General features: G+C 52.4%; 16 protein-coding genes and 2 pseudogenes. All 18 read left to right on the plus strand.

Annotated features, from left to right (window positions below):
- Positions 1-11 precede the first annotated feature (11 nt).
- The 18 genes and pseudogenes from B9Z48_RS10215 (at position 12) to B9Z48_RS10295 (ending at position 21,578) form a co-directional block, all read left to right on the plus strand.
- Complete coding sequence (locus B9Z48_RS10215; RefSeq protein WP_108378141.1) at positions 12-830, plus strand: FkbM family methyltransferase; 819 nt, start codon at positions 12-14, stop codon at positions 828-830.
- Between the two features lie 34 nt (positions 831-864).
- The gene (locus B9Z48_RS10220) at positions 865-2,283 is read left to right on the plus strand and encodes a lipopolysaccharide biosynthesis protein (RefSeq protein ID WP_108378143.1); all 1,419 of its coding nucleotides are present in this window, start codon (positions 865-867) and stop codon (positions 2,281-2,283) included.
- A gap of 123 nt (positions 2,284-2,406) precedes the next feature.
- A complete protein-coding gene (locus tag B9Z48_RS10225) occupies positions 2,407-3,846 on the plus strand; it encodes a hypothetical protein (protein ID WP_108378145.1) in 1,440 nt (479 codons plus the stop codon).
- Positions 3,847-3,850: 4 nt separating this feature from the next.
- Positions 3,851-4,900, plus strand: coding sequence for a glycosyltransferase (locus B9Z48_RS10230; RefSeq protein WP_158273243.1), 1,050 nt, complete (start codon positions 3,851-3,853; stop codon positions 4,898-4,900).
- Positions 4,901-4,975: 75 nt separating this feature from the next.
- Positions 4,976-6,076, plus strand: a pseudogene (locus tag B9Z48_RS10235) (IS5 family transposase).
- Positions 6,077-6,348: 272 nt separating this feature from the next.
- Complete coding sequence (locus tag B9Z48_RS10240) at positions 6,349-7,203, plus strand: methyltransferase domain-containing protein (RefSeq protein WP_108378149.1); 855 nt, start codon at positions 6,349-6,351, stop codon at positions 7,201-7,203.
- An 83-nt stretch (positions 7,204-7,286) separates the two neighbouring features.
- A complete protein-coding gene (locus B9Z48_RS10245; protein ID WP_108378151.1) occupies positions 7,287-8,438 on the plus strand; it encodes a glycosyltransferase in 1,152 nt (383 codons plus the stop codon).
- A gap of 398 nt (positions 8,439-8,836) precedes the next feature.
- Entirely contained in the window at positions 8,837-9,556 is a 720-nt protein-coding gene (locus B9Z48_RS10250) for a class I SAM-dependent methyltransferase (RefSeq protein WP_108378153.1), read from the plus strand.
- Positions 9,553-10,788 (plus strand): glycosyltransferase family 4 protein, encoded by a 1,236-nt coding sequence (locus tag B9Z48_RS10255; protein ID WP_158273244.1) that lies wholly within the window; start codon positions 9,553-9,555, stop codon positions 10,786-10,788. Before B9Z48_RS10250 ends, B9Z48_RS10255 begins: the two co-directional genes overlap by 4 nt.
- A gap of 1 nt (position 10,789) precedes the next feature.
- Complete coding sequence (asnB, locus tag B9Z48_RS10260) at positions 10,790-12,586, plus strand: asparagine synthase (glutamine-hydrolyzing) (RefSeq protein WP_233261083.1); 1,797 nt, start codon at positions 10,790-10,792, stop codon at positions 12,584-12,586.
- Positions 12,583-13,716 (plus strand): glycosyltransferase, encoded by a 1,134-nt coding sequence (locus B9Z48_RS10265; RefSeq protein WP_108378159.1) that lies wholly within the window; start codon positions 12,583-12,585, stop codon positions 13,714-13,716. The genes asnB and B9Z48_RS10265 overlap by 4 nt, the downstream gene beginning before the upstream one ends.
- A 325-nt stretch (positions 13,717-14,041) precedes the next feature.
- The gene (locus B9Z48_RS21375; protein WP_146186263.1) at positions 14,042-14,455 is read left to right on the plus strand and encodes a class I SAM-dependent methyltransferase; all 414 of its coding nucleotides are present in this window, start codon (positions 14,042-14,044) and stop codon (positions 14,453-14,455) included.
- Positions 14,456-14,497: 42 nt separating this feature from the next.
- Positions 14,498-15,877 (plus strand): glycosyltransferase family 4 protein, encoded by a 1,380-nt coding sequence (locus tag B9Z48_RS10270; protein WP_233261088.1) that lies wholly within the window; start codon positions 14,498-14,500, stop codon positions 15,875-15,877.
- A gap of 200 nt (positions 15,878-16,077) precedes the next feature.
- A complete protein-coding gene (locus B9Z48_RS10275) occupies positions 16,078-16,917 on the plus strand; it encodes a glycosyltransferase family 2 protein (RefSeq protein ID WP_255419484.1) in 840 nt (279 codons plus the stop codon).
- Positions 16,918-16,957: 40 nt separating this feature from the next.
- Positions 16,958-17,999 (plus strand): annotated as a pseudogene (locus B9Z48_RS10280) (polysaccharide biosynthesis protein).
- A gap of 5 nt (positions 18,000-18,004) precedes the next feature.
- Positions 18,005-19,132: a capsular polysaccharide biosynthesis protein CapF gene (locus tag B9Z48_RS10285; RefSeq protein WP_108378165.1), complete on the plus strand. Its 1,128-nt coding sequence runs from the start codon at positions 18,005-18,007 to the stop codon at positions 19,130-19,132.
- Positions 19,133-19,204: 72 nt separating this feature from the next.
- Positions 19,205-20,353, plus strand: coding sequence for a UDP-N-acetyl glucosamine 2-epimerase (locus tag B9Z48_RS10290; protein WP_108378167.1), 1,149 nt, complete (start codon positions 19,205-19,207; stop codon positions 20,351-20,353).
- A 4-nt stretch (positions 20,354-20,357) separates the two neighbouring features.
- A complete protein-coding gene (locus B9Z48_RS10295) occupies positions 20,358-21,578 on the plus strand; it encodes a glycosyltransferase family 4 protein (protein ID WP_108378169.1) in 1,221 nt (406 codons plus the stop codon).
- Positions 21,579-21,692: the final 114 nt, after the last annotated feature.

Here is a 21,692-nt window from a genome sequence, read left to right on the forward strand (position 1 = left end):
AAAAACAAATTATGAAAACTACCAGTCTCCCCCATTATTTACGCAACTTTCTATGGCGACTTGGTCGCAAGATATACATATTCGCACGCGGCGATGGTCAGAATGAACCTCGCACGAATGGTGAATACTGGTTATTGAAAGAAACCCTAAAGTCCCAATCTAGTCCAAGTGTGTTGCTTGATGTCGGAGCAAACAAAGGAAATTGGTCGACAGAAGCACTTAAAATTTCTACTGATTCGCACCCTATTCAGATACATGCGTTCGAACCATCGCTGGCCACGCGTTTATTGCTTATTGGTCGCTTCCATGGAAGCAATGCTGTAACAGTACAACCTTACGCACTCTCTGACTCAATTGGCGAAGCTACCTTTTACAGCGAAGAAGAGGGGGGTGGCACAAATTCGCTTTCTCCGGTATCTGGCCGAACTGCCGAAAATGTGCAGGTGAATACAGTTGATAGATTTGTGGAAGAAAATTCTATCCAAGCTATCTCAATGATGAAAGTTGACACTGAAGGATTCGATCTTTTTGTCTTGCGTGGTGCAGTGACTTCGCTGAGTGCAGGGTTAATTGAGGTGATTCAATTTGAATACAACTGGCGCTGGCTTCTAAATCATGCATGCCTTCGAGATATCTTTGATTTGATCGCAGATAAACCCTATCGCTTTGGTAAGCTGGTTGGAGAGAGCATCGAGTTTTATGATGAATGGCACTTTGAATTCGATCGGTTTTTTGAGAATAACTACGTTCTCGTTAGAAATGACAGCGCTTTGGGCGCGCTAGGTACACCGTACACATTCGATGAAGCAAATGTTGGCGTTCGTGGATAGCGTGTCTCACCCTAGATTTTTGGTTTGTTAGGCTATGTCCTTGCTTCGTCAATCAGGCCTTGCAGCCGCCTCCGCCATTCTGCTTACTGGTTCACGATTCGTCTTTACCGCGATCCTGGCCAGAGCCATGCCAATCGAGTCGTTTGGCCAGTTTGCCTATACACAGTGGATCGTGGACATTACCTTTCTGGTCTGTTCCTTTGGTGCAACTGGTGCAGCAGGGCGCTATTTGGCAGAATACCGCTCGGAACCCCAACGGGTGGCTGCGTTCCTGAGGGCATGGCAACCGTGGGCGATTGCCCTGCCGGGCGTGACGGGCGCGCTCGTGCTAGCAGGTGCCTGGCTTTCAGGTTACGTCCTTGATCTACCTACCAGCCTTTCGCTTAGCATCTGGGGCGCTGCCAACGGGTACATGGCTTTGTATACGGCTACGCTGGTTGGGTTGCAGAGGTTTGAGTTGATCCTGGTCTCAAATGTGGTTTTGGCTGCGGTGATGCTGGCAGGCGCGGCATGGTTGCCACTGGATGTGATCGGTCTCACCGGCCTTTTCACGTGGATGGCTGTCGCAAGCTTGCTGGCTGCGATGCCCGGGTGGGTCGCCGCGGGACAGATTCGACGTGCTCGGTCCATCGCAGTCCTACAAGCTTCCGACGCAAGCTCGATCAAGAGATATGCAATCAATATGTGGCTGGTAGGGCTGCTGTGGTCGATGGTGTGGTCCCGCGGTGAACTGCCATTTGTTAAAGCGGTGTTAGGGGACGCCGCTGTCGCAGGGTATGTGGCCGCGCTGACCATTTTCGGCGGGGCCATGCAAGGGGTGATGCTGGGCATGTCGGCCGTCGCACCGCAGCTAACACGCCTGATCGGTGAAGGCAAGAAAAGAGATGCAGTGCAACTGGCCCGTAGAATTACAGAATATCAATTAATAATATGTGTATTAGCTGTTACTGTACTAGCATTGTTAGCGCCAGAAATAATTGGCAGTGTATTTGGTGGTAAATACGAGTCAAGTGCAGAAGCGCTCACAATACTCAGTTTTGGAATAATTCCATTAGCCTTTTCAACTCAAAATCACATTTTGCAAATTGAAACCAACGGCAAATACAGCCTTTTGTCAACTCTGATCGGATTAATACTACTTGCCGCATTTTCTTATTTGCTAGTCGAAAGATATGAAATATCAGGTGCGGCATTTTCAAGAATGGCGTCAATATTTTTAGTTGGTGTATTATCCATAGCTGCAATGTTAATGCTTGAAGGTAAAGCATCAATACCGCTTTTGCAGATTGGAAAGACTGCCACATTTCTTTTGTTTTTGTTTTTTATGGTGACCATGTTGCCCGATGGAGATTTAGGTCGCCTAACCAGATACAGTACTGTACTACTTACAATCCTAGTATTTGGCATACTGCTATTAAAAAAGATAAAAAATTTTAAAAAATTAAATATGTAGTAAATTATTATCTAAAGCAGCATAAATTCTAAAATAATACAGCCCTAAAAAAGTTATTTTTTAAGTAAGTCTGCCGATCATTTAAATTTTACAGGAATTAAATGTTTTATACAGAATTTTTACATGACTGCAAAACTCTTTATTAACGTCACTTCATTGTTCTTGACGTTAGTTGGCCTGTTCTTGATGATTATATATTCTCCAAGCGATTGGCAGGCTACAGTCGGCGTAATGATGCTGACGCAATCATTTACTGGTTGGATGGCGTGGACAAGATTTAAATTAATAAAATTGGCGATATTCCCTGATTTTCTTTCTTTTATTTTATTATACCAATTTGGAACAAAGTTACTAGCGATGGTGGGACTCATCCTGAAGTCGCTTGACGATAATCTTGGCACGATAAGCGAAAATTTAAAATTGATAGAATCCGTACCCTTAAAATATCAGTTTCAAGCAGAAGTTGTATTTTTATTGTCAATTATTGTTTTCAGCGCAGTGTGGCGCCTGCAGGAGCGCAAGAGGATCGCAGCGGTTTGGCATGAGCCAACTGCCAAAGCGGCTTGGTTGGCCTATGCAGTTAGTTTGATTGGCTATTTGAGCTTGGCAGCAAATGATGCTGGCGTTTCGTTGGGCGCAGTTCAGGATTTGCTGCGGATATTTTCAATTGGTGCGATAGCTGCCTTGCTGGCCGGCAGCAGTGCTTACGCCTTGGGTAAGCCCAGAGGGTGGTTGCCTATTGTTGCTCTGGCCCCATTGCTCTTGCTTGCGCTTAGATCGGGGATGAAGTCTGAGGTCGCCGTGGCATTCTTTCCGCTATTCATCCCTATTATTCGAAGAATGACTGCAAGAAGATTTGGTTTTATTAGTGTATTTCTATTGTTCACTTTGCTGTTTATCTTTCCGTTCTCGGAAGCATGGCGAACTCAAAATTGGCAAGTGAATGGGGGAACCAAACAACAGGAAAGTGTGCTGGAGGTAGCTGGCAAGGTTACAGATTTATGGGATCAAAACGGCATCGTTGAAACTGTGTACAGTAGCACTGCAAAATGGTTGGCTCGTGGATCGACCTCTCAAATGGGCGGGCTTGTTATGTCATTGGCTGAACGGGATGGTTTTATTGGGCCTATTCTGATTGAAGGTTTGGCAACAATCTTCGTGCCTCGCTTTTTTTGGCCAAACAAGCCAACATACGCGCCAGGCGCCTGGTTTACCTGGTATTTAGGTATGGCGTATTCCCCTGAGACTGCCACAAGTGCAACAGCGATGATGTTGCCGACCGAGCTTTATTGGATGTTTGGCGTTGCCGGCGTTCTTATTGGAATGTCGCTCCTAGCGGTGCTTTATTTTAATGCTTGGATTTTTCTGCTAAAGAAATCCACGAATAATGTTATTGCCTCACTTGCATTGTTTGCGCTTTTAGCACGGTCGTCCGGGCTGGAGGAGGTGCACACAATCTATGCGATTTCATCTCCGATTATACTGGTTGGATACGTATTGATTTTTACTATGATTATAAGATTTTTAACTTTATGGCATCGAAGGCGTTTGCCACTTAAATGAAATGATGAAGATTATTTATGTTGGTGAGTCTTGGTTAGGCTCCTGCGCAAGGAGCCTAAAAGAAGCGTTGGCTCGGAATTCACAAGTCGATCTGGACGAAGTCAACGAAGATCATTTTTTCCCAAAGCACCGTGCCAAATGGCTGCGAGGAATTCATCGTCTGCTGCGCCAAAGCTACCGCCAGGAGTTGTACCGGGAAATTCTGGCCAGAGTCGCTGTGTTCCAACCCGACTATGTGATAGTTTACAAAGGTTATTCACTTGATGCGAACTTTGTTGGGCAACTTCGTTCGCTCGGTGTGCAGACGGTGAATATATATCCGGACTGTTCACCGCATGCTCATGGGGAGCGCCATCGCAAGGCAGTTGGCGCCTACGATCTAGTCATTTCGACCAAGTCCTTTCATCCGGCACTCTGGCAGTCAAGCTACGGCTATGCTAATACTTGCGCGTTTGTGCCACAGGGCTATGACCCGAATCTTCATCTCGTTGCATCGCCGCCAGTCGAGCAGTTATTCGATGTGCTACTCATCGCGAACTGGCGTATCGAATATGGTGACCTCATGAAGCGACTTGCTGTGTTACTGGAACGGCATCAGATCAAAGTAGGGATTGGTGGGCCCGGTTGGCTGCAGCATCGATCAGAGTTTCCGGCTGATTGGGTGTTTGTCGGGGCAATGGTAGGACGTAGTTACGTAGAGTGGCTGCGCCAAGGCAAGATATGTATTGCGCCGGTCACACGAGAGGTTGTCATCAACGGCGCTCGACAACATGGAGATGAAGACACGACCCGAACATATGAGTTGGCGGCCGCACATTGTTTCTTCATTCATAGACGTACAGATTTCGTAAAAACTCTTTATTGCGAAGAAAAAGAGGTGCCAATGTTCGATAGTCCAGAAGAGCTAGCAGCAAAAATACTCTATTACCTGCCACGAAGCGAGGAGAGATCTTATATGGCTGGAAGGGCAAACATGCGGGCCGTTGCGTTCTATTCGACTGATAGCAGGGCTGCAGAAGTTGTTACTGTTTTATCAGAGCGACTAGCAGGCTGATGAAATACTGACGCGCTGAAAGCACCAATTCAGCTGTGCAGTCGACAACTCAGGCATCACAAAAATCAAACAGACATGCGGGGCGCTGACACCTTTACCGAGAGCTTGTTTCTGATGAAACGCCTCGATGATTTCGTCCCAACGGGTCACCCTTTGCGTGCCATACGCGAGGTGGTCGACAAGGCCTTGGTGGCCATGAACGGTTTGTTCGCCGACATGTATGAGGCCGACATCAAAGGCGGTCGTCCCAGCGTTGCACCCGAGAAGTTGTTGCGCGCCATGCTGTTGCAGGTGCTCTACAGCGTGCGCTCTGAGCGCATGCTCATGGAACAAATTCAGTACAACATGCTCTTTCGCTGGTTTGTGGGTTTGGCCATGGACGACGCCGTCTGGGTGCCCAGAGTCTTCACCAAGAACCGCCAGCGACTGATTGCGCATGACGCGGTGGTCGAACTGTTCAATCTGATCGTGGCTCAGGCCGACGAGCAAGAGTTGCTCTCAGGTGAGCACTTCAGCGTTGATGGCACCTTGATCCAAGCTTGGGCAGGCCACAAAAGTTTTGTACCCAAAGACCGCAAGGATGGTGACGACAGCGATGGCACCAACTTCCGCAACCAGCGCCGCAGCAACGAGACCCACGAGTCGAGCGCGGACGGTGATGCGCGGCTGTACCGCAAAGGCAAGACCGCAAGCGAACGGCGCTTCATGGGCCACACACTCACTGACAACCGAAACGGCCTGGTGGTCAACGCCATGGTCACGCAAGGCGATGGGCACGCCGAACGCGGAGCGGCCAAGGCCATGATCAACGATGCGCGTCAAGCGCATGAAGAGGAAACGACGCTCATATTGGGCGCGGACAAAGGCTATGACGCCAAGGAATTCATCGAGGCCTTGCAGGAGATGAACGTGTTGCCGCATGTAGCGCAAAACACTTCAGGGCGCAAATCGGCGGTACCAGATGCAGTGGCTGCCAGCGAGGGCTATGCCATCTCGCAACAAAAGCGCAAACGCATTGAGCAGGGCTTTGGCTGAGCCAAGACGGTAGGCCACATTCGCCAGGTGCTGGTGCGGGGTCTGGAGACAGTGGACCAGATGTTTGTGCTGACGATGACGGCCTATAACCTCACGCGACTGCGCACGCTGGGACAGGTGCGTCTGCAAGGTACCCGATGAGGGAAAAAGGCGGGGAAAAAGCCTGCGAAACAGCGTTTGGAAGGCCTCAAGGGGCTGAAATTTCAAAATGCAAAAAGAAAATCGGGCAAATGACGAAGCGGGGCAACAGGGCCGCTCTGACATCGTGAGTATTTCAGCAGCCTGCTAGGCGCGTGATTAGCGAAAGCCCTATTAAACGCTGATCTGCCTGCTGCGATTGTGTTTGATATTCAAAAAAATTTTTATTAAAGACGCATACAGCACGTTGCCGAGTGCTGTGCAGGAGTATTTAGATGTTCTACACGAAGAGAATTACTTGGGCCTTAAGAAAAGCACGATTGCCAGTAGTTGGTTCAGGCTTGGTGCTTGATGTTGGTAGTGGTGGCAATCCATATACGCGGTCGGATATTCTTCTTGACAGATTGACCGGTGCCGAGCATCGATGTGGTGTGTCAATGATGATTGATCGACCGGCAGTTTTTGGTGATGCATCAAAGATGCCATTTAAAGATAAAGTATTTGATTTCGTTGTTGCGTCTCATATTCTTGAGCATATGTCAGATCCGGTCAGTTTTCTTAATGAACTTCAGCGCGTAGGAAAATCTGGATATATCGAAACTCCTAATTTTTTGTTTGAACGTCTTTTTCCCTATGATATTCACTGTTTGGAAATTGCGCTTGTTAATGGAGTGCTCCATATACACAAGAAAGCACGTCCGGTCGAGGATGACTTTATTGGCAGCCTAGATTATCTAAAACACGATAGTGAGTGGAAGAAGTTATTCTTTGAAGCGCCGAGTTTTTTTCATGTTCGATACTACTGGAATAATGAAATAAAATATTTAATTCATAACCCGGAAATTTCTTCTAAATGGATAGAGAAAATTAATTCAAATAGTAATGAAGGCGAGATAAAGAAGAATTATTTGCAAGGTAACTTGGGATGGCGTAAATGGGGGCTCTGGTTATTAGGTTTTTGGCATAGTTACCGGCGTGCTAGCAGATTAAAGAACTTTGATTTATTAAAAATATTGGCATGTCCAGAATGCAAGGGAGATCTTCAGATGACTAAAGATTATTTAGTTTGTAATTCTTGTAAAGTAAAGTATAAAGCAGGTCAAAATCCTGATTTTTGTAATCCCCTGTGATATCTTCAATTTCCGAGGGTTTATTAAAAATAAATATCCGAATTTATTTTAATAATAAATATCCATAATATAATAAAGAAAAAATGAAAAAAAATCTTTCAGTTTTATTCGTCCAGTGTGCGCCTTCTCAATTGGATTCTTCATTTTATTCGGAGCTTAATGAAAGGACCAAAGGGCGCATTTCCTTGGCACTCATGAACGATGGTGATATTCGGCGTACGCAGTTGGACCCTGAGTTGGGCATTGTCCCAAAGTTTCCGCCGTTAAGTGAAGGGTATCCAATTCATCACGTGCCTACTGAACGACATGGGGGACTAAAAAAGCTGATTGCGCTGATTGCTAGACTTCGACCGCGTATGGTCGTTGTTCAGGATCAAGTTTGGTTTTCAAAGATTTCTATAGCATTAGTTTGTCGTGTTTTGCGAATTAGTGTGATTATGCGTAGTGATAAGAATGAGCTTTCATCTAGGTCAAGAGTAGGTTGGAAGCGGCTTGTTGAGGCTTTCTTGGTTAAGGTTCTTTTTGATGGTATTGCACCAGTGAGCAAGCTCACGGCATCCTACTATCGATGGGTGGATTTAAAAAAAATTTGGTGGTTTCCATACCCATCCTCAAAATCCAAGTTTTCTCGAAATGATGACTATACTGATGTGCGGAGAAATATCAGAGAATCTCTTGGAATCCCGATGTCCCATTGTGTATATCTGGCGGTCGTTAAGTTTGTTGACCGAGAGAATCCTGATGGGATTATTAAGGCGTTTCACGAACTAAGCAATTGGAGAACCGATGCTTCTCTGCTACTGATCGGTGCTGGGCCAATGGAGGCGCAGTTAAAAAACATGGTGGAGAATCTTGAGATAAAGAACGTGTATTTCTGCGGATATGTCCCCTATTCAACTCTTCAGAATTATTTTTGGGCGTCTGATGTATTTGTTCATCTTGCATGGGTTGGGCCATGGGAAATTTCCCCGCAGGATGCGCTTGTAGCCCATTTGGGTCTAGTTACATCGAATTGTGTTGGGTCTGGTATTTGTCACCTTGAGGATGAGCTTTCTCGCTTTATCGTAAATCCTGATGACCCGGTAGCAGCTGCACGGGCAATGAACGAAGCTGGCGATGCCAATATTGATGCCCTATTTTCACGGGCTTGGACTTCCGTTACTGCGAGATTTACCTCAGACGAGTTGGCAGTTTGGTGGGCCAATAAATTGGTCGCTGAGGGTGTTTTTTCTTGATCTATTTGTAACTTACTCTTCTCTTGATAAAATTCTTAATTCACAGAATATCTTAGTAAAAAGAGATTATTTTTTTTAGTTCTTATAATTGGTTTGGTTATGCTCACACTTGAACGAAGAGTTAGATTAATGGTGGTCGGAGCTCATGAGTGCATAGTTTCTGCACCAAGTGAGCGGCACAAAGACAGTCTCTCTTCACTTGCGTTCTCTCTGGCAGACAACAACCTAGTGGGACTAACCCGGCTCCTGTCGGGGTGGCGTGGCTTGGGGGCGCTGCGGAGTGAAAACGCGGCTAGAGCTAATCAATTGGCCGCGCACGCAAACTCCATCCCATCGCGCGCACTGCAATTGGACGAGCACTTTGGTGAATTTCTTACAAGGAAGGCTGGTGCCAAGCGATGAACACAGATACCTATGCCTGCTACGAGGGTTGGAAGAATTGGTCAGCCGGTAGTTTTGGGGCGTGTGATGAGAGCAGTGCTGCCTATTTTGCGGCCGAGGCGAAGCGATCTGGTCTTGGCAGGCTTAATGGGTTGCGTGTGATTGAAATCGGTTTCGGTAACGGTGTCTTTGCCGATTGGTGCAGGAAATGTGGCGCCAATTACTCGGGCACTGAGGTAATTCCGGAACTGGTTGACCGCGGCCGTCACTCGGGCTTCGATATGCATTTGGCAACTGCCGGGCTTGGTGCCTTGGGGGCGGCTGGAAGCGCTGATTTGGTTTGTTCATGGGACGTTTTTGAACATATTGAGATTGAGCATCTCAGGGGTCTGCTGGCTGAGGTGCGGACGTTGTTGCGATCAGGGGGAGTGCTGATAGCGCGATTTCCTTCTGGCGATAGCCCCTTCGCGCGCGCCATCCAGTACGGCGATTTGACACATCGCACCATTGTGGGGTCGTCAGCCGTCAACCAGTTAGCGAATGAACTGGACTTTCAGGTGGTACAGATTCGAGAGCCACGATTCGTCTACTTCGGCGTGCCGCTCATTTCACTGGTAAGAAGAGTGACTGTGGAATGTGTCCGGCGCATCGTCCTCCCTGCAATGACCATGTTTTTTATGGGTGGAGGAGCGCCCGTGCTGACACCAAATATGATAGTTGTGCTAAGGAAAGAATGAGCCAGCAGATGTCGAATATTATGATAGCCCTTGTCGTACCTTCGCTTGAACAGGGCGGTGGCGTACCATCGGTTGCCGAGTTTGTTTGTAAAGTTGCCGAGCGAAGTAAGCGATTTGACGTGCGGCTTATTTCCCTTTCAACTTCGATGGTGGACGATGTCGGGTTGGCAATAACTCGGCCCCGGTCTTGGTTGCGTGGCGTAGAAGTTGCACATGGGACGTGGCGAGGACGGCCCATTACACGGATAGGTGTATTTGCCTCTGAACTGGAATTCCAGCGCTATAAACCGCGTCCGGAACTAGCCACGGCACTCGCCGGTTGCGACTTGATCCAAGTTGTCTGCGGGTCGCCAGCTTGGGCCAACTCGGTAGTCGGGCTGGGCAAGCCGGTGTCGCTCCAGGTAGCCACCCGGGTGAAAGTGGAGCGGCGCCGTCGGGATGCAAACCCTAAAACCCTGGCGGGCTGGTGGCGCAAATGCATGACCATAATCACTGACCAACTGGATGATCGAGCGCTACACGCTGTCGATGCGATCCAACTGGAAAACCCGTGGATGCTTGATTACTGTCGGCAAATCAATCAAGGGCGCGCCGATGTGGACGTGCGCTATGCCCCGCCGGGGGTGGATGTCAGGCTGTTCTGTCCGCTCGAAGAGCGGCACACGTCAGCCGCTCCCTACATCCTGTGCGTCGGCAGGCTAGACGATCCGCGAAAGAACATTAGTTTACTGTTGAACGCTTTTAGTCAATTACCTGCTAGCTTGTCGCATGTGCATCTGGTGACTGCCGGTGCAGGCAAGCCGCCGCCAGATTATTGGGTGCAAGTGGCGTCAAAGGGCTTGAAAGACCGTGTGCGCCATATACAGCGACCGAAGACAATCGACCTCGTCAAGCTGTACCAGCAGGCCACGGCCTTCGCTCTTTCATCCGATGAAGAGGGCCTGGGCGTCGTGATTCTGGAGGCCATGGCCTGTGGCGTGCCAGTGGTGGCCACGCGCTGCGGCGGGCCGGACGGCATCATTACCGATGGCAAGGATGGCTTTCTGGTGCCTCTGGATGATGCGGCCGCCATGGCAGACCGGCTGGCATTGTTGTGCACCGATGCGGCTATGAATCAGCAGATGGGCCGAGAGGCCCGCGCGACGATCGAGGCACACTATGCCGATGACGTGGCCGGGGCTGCGTTTGTCGACGTGTGGGACAAGCTGCTTCAAATGGCGGGGAAGCGCTGAAATGTGTGGCTTGATCGCTTTGTTGGGCGCCTCAAGCTCAACTTTTGCGCTGGAAACGCTCCAGCCCGCGCTCACCTACATGCATCGTCGCGACCCAGACGCAGAAGGCACTTGGCAAGAGCCGGGCGTCTGGCTGGGCCATCGCCGCCTGTCCATTCTTGATTTGGACATACGCTCCAACCAGCCCCTGCATTCCGCCTGCGGCCGTTACGTGATCGTCTTCAATGGCGAAATCTACAACTACCGTGCCCTGCGTGGCGAGCTGGTTGCGGCCGGCGTACCGCTGCACACTACGTCGGATACCGAAGTCATCTTGGAGCTCTTTGCCCATGACGGTGCGGCCGTGTTGCCCCGCCTGCGGTGCATGTTTGCCTTTGTCATTTGGGACCGCACAGCGCGGCACGCGTTTGCCGCGCGAGACCCCTACGGTATTAAGCCGCTGTATTGGGCGCACACGGCCGATGGTGTGCTGCTGGCATCGCAGGTGCGGGCGCTGCTGGACACGGGGCAGGTGTCGCGCGCGCCCTGTGCGCGTGGGCAGGCCGGCTTCTGGTTGCTGGGCAGCGTGCCAGAACCGCACACCTGGTACCAGGCCATTCAGGCGCTGCCTGCTGGGCATTGCGCCTGGATTGATGAGGGCCGCATGGGCTCGCCGCAGCGTTGGTGGGACGTGGCCGCTGCGTGGCGCGATGCGCCCGACACCTTGCGACCTGCAGCTGAAGTGCGCGAGCGTGTTCGCACCGCCTTGCGCGCCAGCTTGGCCGCGCATCTGGTGGCAGATGTGCCGGTGGGCTTGTTTTTGTCGGGAGGCATTGACTCGGGCGCGTTGGCCGGCCTTATGGTGGAGGCCGGAGCGCAAAACCTGCAGGGCATCACTATTTCCTATGACGAATTTGCCTGCACCCATGCTGACGAGGCGCCGGTGGCCGCCAGCCTGGCTGCGCATTACGGCATCAGCCATCATGTGAACCGGGTAACGCGTGAAGAATTTGCGGCCGACCTGCCGCGCATTTTGGCCGCCATGGACCTGCCTAGTGTGGACGGCATCAACACCTGGTATGCCACCAAGGCGGTAGCCGAGCTTGAGCTGAAGGTGGTGGTCTCGGACGTGGGGGGCAGCGAGCTTTTTCAGGGCTATAGCAGTTTTCAGCAGTTGCCGCGGCTGGTGACGGCGTGGGGGCCGGCATCGCGCGTGCCCGGCGCCATGTCGCTAGCCCGTGCGGCCATGGGCTGGCAGGCACGGCACAGCGGCAATGCGCGATGGGGACAAATGCCAGACTGGGCGCGCACCATGGCCGGCGCCTGGTGGCTGCGGCGCGGGCTGTACGCACCAGCCGATTTGCCGGCGCTGATGGGGCCGGAGCTGGCGGCCGAAGTGTTGCAGGGCTTCAGCCCCGATGCATGGGTGGGCCAGATGAGCGGCGCGCTGGCCGCCGATGGCCGGCTGGCCGTGGGCCAGATCGAGTCGACGACGTACCTGCGCAACCAGTTGCTGCCCGACAGCGACTGGGCCAGCATGGACCACAGCGTGGAGTTGCGCACCCCGCTGGTGGATGCCTGGCTGCTGCGCGATATGCAACCGCTGCTAGGTGCATTCAGCCAGTTCCCACACAAACGATTGCTGGCCGAAGCCATAACCAGGTCGTTGCCGGAAATATTGATCAACCGCACCAAGACCGGGTTTGGCATACCGGTGCAAGCGTGGCTTAGTCAAATGGGCAAGACCGGTTGTGAGGCCGGCCCCAGCAATGCCTGGGCGCGTGAGGTGTCGCGCGTGTATGAAGGGGGAAAGCTGTGAAGCTGTTGCACGTGGTGCCGCATATCGACCAGGAGGCCGCTGGACCATCGTATTCGGTACCGCGCCTCTGCCAGAGCCTGGCCGCTTGCGGCAATGAGGTGGAGTTGACCTGTCTTGCTGCGCGCGGCGACATTCCGGGTGTGACGCTGGACCTGCATCCGCAGTGGCCCATCCTGGGCCGCTTCGCCATTTCGACCAGTCTTGCCCAGGCACTGGGCCGCAAGGCGTGTGTGGTGGACGTGGTGCACAACCACAGCCTGTGGTCAATGGTGAATGTGGCTGCCGGCTGGGTGGTGCCGGGTCGTCGGGCCAAGCTGGTGACTTCACCGCGTGGCACCTTATCGGCCTGGGCACTGGGCCGCAACAAGACACTCAAGAGCTGGCTGTGGCCGCTACAGCGCCGGGTGCTGGCGCGCGCCGACATGCTGCACGCCACCAGCGAGGTGGAGCTGCAAGAGATTCGTGCCCAGGGCTTTACTGCCCCAGTGGCAGTGGTGCCCAACGGCATTGACCTGCCACATATGCCGCCGGCTTTTGTGCGTGAAGAAGGTGGCGTGCGCACCCTGCTTTACCTCGGCCGTATTCACCCCATCAAGGGGCTGGACCGGCTGTTGAGCGCGTGGACGCAATTACAAGGGCGCCACCCATCGTGGCGCCTGGTGATTGCCGGCAAGGGGGAGGCAGCGCATGTGCAAGACGTGCAGGCGCTGGCGGCACGGCTGGGGGTGCAGCGCGTGGAGTTTCCCGGCCCGGTGTATGGCGCAGCCAAGGCGCAAGCCTACTTTAATGCCGAGATTTTTGTGCTGCCAACTCACTCAGAAAATTTTGGCATGGTGGTGGCCGAGGCGCTGGCGCATGGTTGCCCCGCACTGGTCAGTCGCGGCGCGCCCTGGCCCGGTCTGGTGACCGAAGGCTGCGGCTGGTGGGTGGATAACAGAGTGGAGACCCTCGCCGCGGCGCTGGATGCCGCCATGCAGTTGCCGCCGAATCAACTGGCTGCCATGGGCCTGCGTGGCCGGGCCTGGATGGAGCGCGATTTCGGTTGGGCGGCGATCGGGCAGAAGATGGATGCTTCCTACCGCTGGCTGGTGCACGGTGCCGGACGGCCGGTGTGGGTCAGGGCGGCATGATGCGCGTTGATTAGAAATTTTTCGCATATTTTATAGTGGTGCGCTATGAAACGTTAAATTATTCAGAGAGTTATTGAGGGTTATGGTATTAATAGAAAGAGAGAAATAAATGGACGGTACAAATTTTCAACGAGTTTTGCGGGTTGGCGTGGACTTAATGTTGCACCCAAGGTTCACCTTACCATATTTGCGAAGACTCCCATTGTCGGGTCGAACTCCGATAAGTGAGCAACTTCCTTGGTTCTCCTATGCAGCGATCGAATTCCTTGAACGAAACCTGAAACCATCCATGTCGGTCGTAGAGTGGGGGGGAGGTGGATCTACCATGTTTTTCGCGAATCGAACCGCATCAGTGTTTTGTATCGAGAGTAATGCGGAATGGGCCCATGCAATAAATTCAAAATTGAATGAGCAAGGGATTAGAACAGTTTCAGTGGTGGTTCATCAGTTTGATCCTGTGGATGCTGCAGGGTTTGCGCAGTCACCATTTATACGGGCCATTGGCTCACAACGTCCCGATGTTATAGTAATTGACGGATATGAGGAGAGCGCACCTTTAAGGCCAATGTGCTTTTCTATTGCTGAGGAAAATATTGCGCCTGGGGGAATGATCATCATAGATGACTCGTGGAGATATCCAATTATTCGTAAATCCAGTAAAGCGAAATCCTGGCGCGAGTTCCGATCTGTGGGACCATGTCGATACGGCGTAACAACTACAGATATTCACTTCTATTGATGAGGCGAATTAGCTGATTTTGAATTTCAATATTTGAATCTGGTGCTTGTATATATGCTTAAAATTTTAGAGGTTTCAACTTCATGGGGTCTCGGCGGTGCTGAGCAAGCCATTGAGGTTCGCGCGCGCGGGTTACATGAACTTGGTTTCGATGTTATCGTTGCCAGCGTAAACGCAAAGGGACCGAGACTAGAGCGATTGAAAAGTGCTGGCGTGCGCGTTATTTCAATAACAAATGTTGAATCCGGGTTGTTGGAATTGCTCAATTTCGAAAAGCCAGATGTCGTTTCTTATTCGCGATCACATCGCCTGTGCCATTATTCTAAAAACGTGCTGGAGGCTTGTCGAAGAGCGACAGTACCCGCAGTTGTTGAGACTAATATTTTTGGTCGTCCATTTGGATTGCCTTCGGAACGTTACCCTGATTTTATTGCACACGTGTCGCTTACGAGTATGTTGCGTTTCGTGCGTCTTTCGGGTACAACTATGCGCGCGGCTAGGGCTGCGGGTCATGCGGCGGTATCGCCACTAATGCCGTCTATCCTTTCTACTCAGTCGGCGACGACAGATCGCCAGCAGTTTCGCCGGCAACTTGGCGTTTCTGATAACGAAATTTTGGTTTGCCGGGTCGGTCGACCGGACTTGCGGAAATGGAGTGAACTACTTGAAGCCGCGCTACCCCATATTTTTGCGAGAGTTCCGAACCTTCGTTTTGCGTTTCTCGCTGCTCCCGAGTCCAAGATTGCTAAATTAAGACGTAGTTTTGGACTAAAAATAATAACGCTTGCACCAACATCCGATCGAATATACCTTTCTGATTTCTATGCCGCATGTGATTTCATGGTGCATAGCTCTGCGATTGGTGAATCCTACGGTTTGAGCATGGCTGAGGCAATGCTTCGTGGGCTTCCGGTAGTTGTTGATTCGACTCCAAAAATGGATAACGCGCAGATTGAGCTTGTTGTCTCGGACGAGACAGGTTTCGTTGTTCAAAGTATTGATGGTTTTGTCGACTGCGTTGAGCGCCTCGCAAGGCAGCACGATTTACGAACAAAGATGAGTGCAGCTAGTAGGACGCGCGCGGAATTAAGATATTCGGAGCCAGTGGTATTGAGGCAATGGCTTGCAGCATTTGTGGAAGCATTACAACGCGCGAGCCACCCCAATTTACCAAAGCAGTTACTTGATATTTTACCCGGTATGCGCATACCGGCCGATGATGAGTACAACGACTTTGAGGCAACCTATTCAAACCTTTGTAAAAACGTTCATGGTCGCCCGCCTAGCTTGGATGAGCGTGCATTGTTGTCATTTCGTTCAGGGCTTAAAAACTTTGCCTATGCAAGGAATGTTGGCTTGAGCAGCGTTGCTTCTATTGCCCTTTCGAGAATTAGATCCGGGCGCTGGCTACACCGAGATTAATATCGTCGCGAAGCTCGTTTCACACGCTACCGTTCTGTAGGTTTTTCATCTCGTCTATCTTGAATTGGTATATTTTTTTGAGCATCGTTTTCACCTCATGAACATGCCCGTGCCCATCATGGTGATGCTTCGTAGTTGGTGCCCCGAGGTAATGAACGGTTGAGTCCGAGAACAATATGCAAACTCCAATAGCAGTAGTGATGATCTCGTTGAATGAAGCACACAACATGGACGCCGTGTTGCAGAACCTGGCTGGCTGGGCACAGCAGGTGTTTCTGGTGGACAGTTGCAGCTCGGACGACACAGTGAGCACTGCACTGAGGCACGGCGTGCACGTGGTGCAGCGGCGTTTCAAGGGCTTTGGTGACCAATGGAACTTTGCATTGAATGAGTTACCCATCACCGCGCCCTGGACCATGAAATTGGACCCGGACGAGCGGCTGACGGATGAACTCAAGGCATCCATCCAGAGCCTGGTCGCAAGCGGGGACCAGGATGGCATCATCATCAAGCGCAGGCTGTGGTTTATGGGCTCGGTGTTGCCGGTGCAGCAGCCGATCTTGCGCGTGTGGCGCACTGGTACCTGCCGTTTTACGGACGTGGCGGTTAATGAACACCCGTTGGTAAAGGGGCGCATTGGGCACGCTAAAGGTATTCTGGAGCATCACGACAGCCCCGACCTGGACCACTGGCTAACCAAGCAAAACCGTTACACCACGGCCGAGGCCATCAGCCAGTTTGAAGGCCGCGCGCTGGCGCTGCCACCCCGCTTCTTTGGCACCGCGCTTGAGCGGCGCATGTGGTTCAAGTGCAATTTCTGGAAAGTACCAGGCCGTTACTTGATTTTGTTTTTGTATCACCTGCTAGTGGTGGGGGCCTGGCGCGCCGGCCGGGTGGGCTGGGTCTGGGCCCGGCTGCGCACCGAGGTCTACCGCATGTGGGAATACAAGCGTTTTGAGATGGACTGCCTTGGCCATGTGCCAGCCAAAATACCAGCGAATCCCGGTTTGCCAGATCCACGGGTGCAACTTTATGACTGAAGGCCCTCGCGCTGACAGCATTTCATTTAACTGACGCTTTATGTTTAATCAAAAGACTCTTCTGATCACCGGCGGCACCGGCTCATTTGGCAATGCCGTGTTGCGGCGCTTTCTGGATTCTGGACTGCGCGAAATCCGCATCTTCAGCCGCGATGAAAAGAAGCAGGACGACATGCGCAAGCGTTACAACCATGCCAAGCTCAAGTTCTACATTGGTGATGTGCGTGATGTGGACAGTGTGCGCACTGCCATGCGTGGTGTGGACTATGTGTTTCACGCTGCAGCACTTAAACAGGTGCCGTCTTGCGAGTTTTACCCATTGCAGGCTGTCAAGACCAATGTGCTGGGCACTGAGAACGTGCTGGAAGCGGCTATTACCTACGGCGTGAAGCGTGTGATTTGTTTGAGCACCGACAAGGCTGTCTACCCCATTAACGCCATGGGCATCAGCAAGGCCATGATGGAAAAAGTTGCCGTGGCCAAGTCGCGTGAGAGTGATGCCACTACCATTTGTGTTACCCGTTATGGCAATGTGATGGCGTCGCGCGGCTCAGTAATACCGCTGTTTGTCGACCAGATACGCGCTGGGCAAGCACTCACCATTACCGACCCCGCCATGACGCGCTTCATGATGACGCTGGATGATGACGCTGGATGATGCGGTGGACTTGGTGCTTTACGCCTTTGAGCACGGCAACCCTGGTGATGTTTTTGTGCAAAAGGCACCTGCGGCCACCATTGGCACGCTGACAGAGGCAGTCAAGGCTTTGATGAGTGCGCCCATGCACCAGGTCAATACCATTGGCACACGCCATGGTGAAAAGCTGTACGAGGCGCTGTTAAGTCGTGAAGAAATGGTGGCAGCACAAGACTTGGGCAACTACTACCGAGTGCCGCCAGATTTGCGAGACCTGAACTACGGCAAGTTTGTGGAGCAAGGCGAGCAAAAAATATCGCAAGCCGAAGACTACAACTCACACAACACTGCCCGTCTGGATGTGGAAGGCATGAAGGCGCTGCTGATGAAACTGCGTTTTATGCAGGCGATTGCGCGGGGTGAACAGGCTATGGCGGAGGAATAGCAATCATGAAAGTGTTGATTACTGGTGCAACAGGTTTTGTTGGCAAGAACTTACAACTGCATTTGGCCGAGCGCAAGGATGTGCAAGTGGCACGCTTTACCCGTGGCGATGACTTGGCACGGTTACCTGCTTTGGTGCAAGAGGTGGACTTTGTGTTTCACCTGGCCGGCGTAAACCGCCCGCAGGACCCTGCCGAGTTTATGACCGGTAATGTGGATCTGACGCAGGCACTGTGCCAGGCTGTGAGCGCGGTGGCTGAGGCCACTGGCAAAAAGATACCTGTGGTTTACACATCTTCCACCCAGGCTGACCGGGATAACCCGTACGGCTCAAGTAAGCGTGAGGCTGAAAATGCCCTGTTTGCGCTACAGCGTGAGCATGGTGTGCCAGTGCATGTGTTCAGGCTGCCCAATGTGTTTGGCAAGTGGTGCAAGCCCAACTACAACTCGGCTGTGGCTACGTTTTGCCACAACATTGCACGAGGTTTGCCGATTCAGGTGAACGACCCGGCTGCGCCGGTAAAGCTGGTGTATGTGGATGATGTGATTGCACGGTTTTTGCAGTTGATGGATGGCGCAGATGCCTGCCGTGATACGGGTGGTTTTGATGCCATGGCACCGCAGTACACCACCACTGTCGGTGAACTTGCCCGGCAGATTCAAACGTTTAAAGACAGCCGCAGCACGCTGATGACTGAGCGTGTGGGCACAGGGCTGGTGCGGGCGCTTTATGCCACCTATGTGAGCTACATACCGCCTGAACTGTTTGCTTACACTGTGCCGCAATACGGCGACCCGCGTGGCGTGTTTGCAGAAATGCTCAAAACGCCTGATTGCGGCCAGTTTTCGTACTTTACGGCGCATCCCGGCATTACCCGTGGCAGGCATTATCACCACAGCAAGACCGAGAAGTTTTTGGTGATCAAGGGCCGTGCGCGTTTCAAGTTTAGGCACATGCAAACCGATGAAACCCATGAGCTCTTGACCAGTGGTGACAAGGCCGAAGTGGTAGAAACCGTGCCGGGCTGGACGCATGACATCACCAACATTGGTACCGACGAAATGGTGGTGATGTTGTGGGCCAATGAAGTGTTTGACCGGGAAAGGCCGGATACATTTGCTTGTCCTGTTTGAGTGGGGTCTGCGACCGCATGGCCGAATGAATTCGGCCCCACAAAATGCAACAACTGGTTTTAAATTCTTGATATGGAAAAACTAAAAATTGTTTCGGTGGTGGGCACCCGGCCGGAAATAATTCGCCTTTCAAGGGTGCTGGCGGCGCTGGACGCGCATTGCGACCACGTATTGGTGCACACCGGGCAAAACTACGATTACGAGCTGAATCAGGTATTTTTTGACGACCTGGGGGTGCGCAAGCCAGATTACTTTTTGAACAGCGCCGAGGGCAGCAGCGGCGCGGCCCACACCATTGGCAACCTGATCATTGCGGTGGACAAGGTGCTGGCCGAGGTGCTGCCCGAGGCCATGCTGGTGCTGGGCGACACCAACAGTTGCCTGGCGGTGATACCGGCCAAGCGCCGCAAGATTCCAATCTTTCACATGGAGGCGGGCAACCGCTGCTTTGACCAGCGCGTGCCCGAGGAAACCAACCGCCGCATCGTGGACCACACGGCAGACGTCAATCTGACCTACAGCACCATTGCCCGTGACTACCTGCTGCGCGAAGGCTTGCCGCCAAATTTAGTGATCAAAACCGGTAGCCCAATGTTTGAGGTGTTGACGCATTACCGCCCGAGCATTGAGGCGTCTGACGTGTTGGCGCGCTTGGGACTAGTGGCTGGCGGCTATTTTGTGGTGAGCGCGCACCGTGAGGAAAACATCGAGTCGCCGCAGTCGTTTGCCAAACTGGTGGCGGTGCTGAACGCCGTGGCGCAAGACCACGGGCTGCCAGTGATTGTGTCCACCCATCCGCGCACGCAAAAGCGCATCGACGTCACTGGCGCGCAGTTTCACCCGCTGGTACGCCTGCTGAAGCCACTGGGGTTTTTTGATTACGTGAAGCTGCAGCTTTCGGCGCGGGCGTCTTTGTCAGACAGCGGCACGATCAACGAGGAGTCGTCCATTCTGAATTTTCCGGCGCTGAACCTGCGCGAGGCGCACGAGCGCCCCGAGGGCATGGAGGAGGCGGCCGTGATGATGGTGGGGCTGGAGGTGGCGCGCGTGCGCCAGGGGTTGGCGATTCTGGCCACGCAGCCGCGTGGTGCAGATCGCACCGACCCACATGGCATTCGGCCGGTGGCCGACTACAGCATGCCCAATGTGTCAGACAAGGTGCTGCGCATTATTCATAGCTACACCGATTACGTGAATCGGGTTGTCTGGAAAAAGTACTGAGCCAATGCGGATTGCCTTAATAGCGGATACCTTTCCGCCGCTGCGCACGTCTGGCGCAGTGCAACTCAGGGATTTGTCGCGCGAATTTGTTCGGCAAGGGCATGAGTTAACGGTGATGTTGCCCACGGCAGGCCTGAAAACGCGCTGGTTGCTGGAAGACTTTGAAGGTGTGCAGGTGCTGCGTTTGCGCGCGCCCAAGACAAAAGACATCAACTACGTGCAGCGCACAATCAATGAGTTTTTGATGCCGTTTGCCATGCTGCGCAACTTGCGCCAAAGCCCATTGGCTCAGGAGCGTTGGGATGGCGTGGTGTGGTACGCCCCAAGCATCTTTTTAGGTCCGATTGCGAACGCATTGAAAAAAGCCAGTGGCTGCAAGGGCTATCTGATCATTCGCGACATCTTCCCCGAATGGGCCGCAGACATGGGCCTGATGGGGCGTGGCTTGCCTTACAAGTTTTTTAAGGCGGTTGCAAATTACCAGTATTCGGTGGCGGATGTAATTGGCGTACAGACACCAGGGAACGAAGCCTATTTTGAGAACTGGCGGCAGCGCGCCGGACGCCAACTTGAGGTGCTGCAAAACTGGCTGGCTGACGCGCCGGGTGCAGGCTGTTCGATTGATATTGGCAAAACGCCACTGGCTGGATGCAAGGTTTTTGTCTATGCAGGCAATATGGGTGTTGCACAGGGCATGGGTATCCTGCTTGACCTGGCTGAAAAGCTGCGCCATCGTACCGACGTCGGCTTTTTATTCGTGGGTCGTGGCAGCGACTCCAAGAAGTTGGCTGCAAACGCCCAAGCACGTGGTCTGCAAAACGTGCTGTTCCAGGACGAAATCCACCCTGACGAAGTTCCTAGCCTGTACGCACAATGCCATATCGGATTGGTAGCCCTGGATCCCCGCCACAAGTCCCACAATATCCCTGGCAAGTTTCTGACTTACATGCAAAGCGGCTTGCCTGTGCTGGCCAACATCAATGCAGGTAACGACTTGGCTGGCATCATCCGCCATGAAAACGTGGGCTGTGTCAGCGAAGACGGCAGCGCAGATACCCTCGCAAAACTCGCCCTTGAGCTAATTGATAGCTTGGGGGTTGATGACGGTTACCGAGTACGGTGCATAACCCTGTATTCAAGACTGTTTGCGCCGGAAACAGCAGTTAAGCAGATTGTGGCGGCACTCAACGCCGGGCACCTCAAAACCAGTCAGACCTTAATTTAGCGGGCATTTGAAGTGAACCCCAAAGTCAGGACAAACTTAATGCCAGTTTAAGTTGCACTCCACTTCTCGCAGCTGGACGGCGCTGCCCCGGTTTTTGCCTTTTGTATTGCAGGC

This window comes from Limnohabitans sp. WS1 (genome assembly GCF_003063265.1).
In the GTDB taxonomy this organism is placed as follows: Bacteria; Pseudomonadota; Gammaproteobacteria; order Burkholderiales; family Burkholderiaceae_C; genus Limnohabitans_A.

What these genes read in the sequence shown, in the direction of transcription:
- B9Z48_RS10215 (WP_108378141.1), top strand. Translation starts at nt 12, where the DNA reads ATGAAAACTACCAGTCTCCCCCATTATTTACGCAACTTTCTATGGCGA.
- B9Z48_RS10220 (WP_108378143.1), top strand. Translation starts at nt 865, where the DNA reads ATGTCCTTGCTTCGTCAATCAGGCCTTGCAGCCGCCTCCGCCATTCTG.
- B9Z48_RS10225 (WP_108378145.1), top strand. Translation starts at nt 2,407, where the DNA reads ATGACTGCAAAACTCTTTATTAACGTCACTTCATTGTTCTTGACGTTA.
- B9Z48_RS10230 (WP_158273243.1), top strand. Translation starts at nt 3,851, where the DNA reads ATGAAGATTATTTATGTTGGTGAGTCTTGGTTAGGCTCCTGCGCAAGG.
- B9Z48_RS10240 (WP_108378149.1), top strand. Translation starts at nt 6,349, where the DNA reads ATGTTCTACACGAAGAGAATTACTTGGGCCTTAAGAAAAGCACGATTG.
- B9Z48_RS10245 (WP_108378151.1), top strand. Translation starts at nt 7,287, where the DNA reads ATGAAAAAAAATCTTTCAGTTTTATTCGTCCAGTGTGCGCCTTCTCAA.
- B9Z48_RS10250 (WP_108378153.1), top strand. Translation starts at nt 8,837, where the DNA reads ATGAACACAGATACCTATGCCTGCTACGAGGGTTGGAAGAATTGGTCA.
- B9Z48_RS10255 (WP_158273244.1), top strand. Translation starts at nt 9,553, where the DNA reads ATGAGCCAGCAGATGTCGAATATTATGATAGCCCTTGTCGTACCTTCG.
- asnB (WP_233261083.1), top strand. Translation starts at nt 10,790, where the DNA reads ATGTGTGGCTTGATCGCTTTGTTGGGCGCCTCAAGCTCAACTTTTGCG.
- B9Z48_RS21375 (WP_146186263.1), top strand. Translation starts at nt 14,042, where the DNA reads ATGTTTTTCGCGAATCGAACCGCATCAGTGTTTTGTATCGAGAGTAAT.
- B9Z48_RS10275 (WP_255419484.1), top strand. Translation starts at nt 16,078, where the DNA reads ATGATCTCGTTGAATGAAGCACACAACATGGACGCCGTGTTGCAGAAC.
- B9Z48_RS10285 (WP_108378165.1), top strand. Translation starts at nt 18,005, where the DNA reads ATGAAAGTGTTGATTACTGGTGCAACAGGTTTTGTTGGCAAGAACTTA.
- B9Z48_RS10290 (WP_108378167.1), top strand. Translation starts at nt 19,205, where the DNA reads ATGGAAAAACTAAAAATTGTTTCGGTGGTGGGCACCCGGCCGGAAATA.
- B9Z48_RS10295 (WP_108378169.1), top strand. Translation starts at nt 20,358, where the DNA reads ATGCGGATTGCCTTAATAGCGGATACCTTTCCGCCGCTGCGCACGTCT.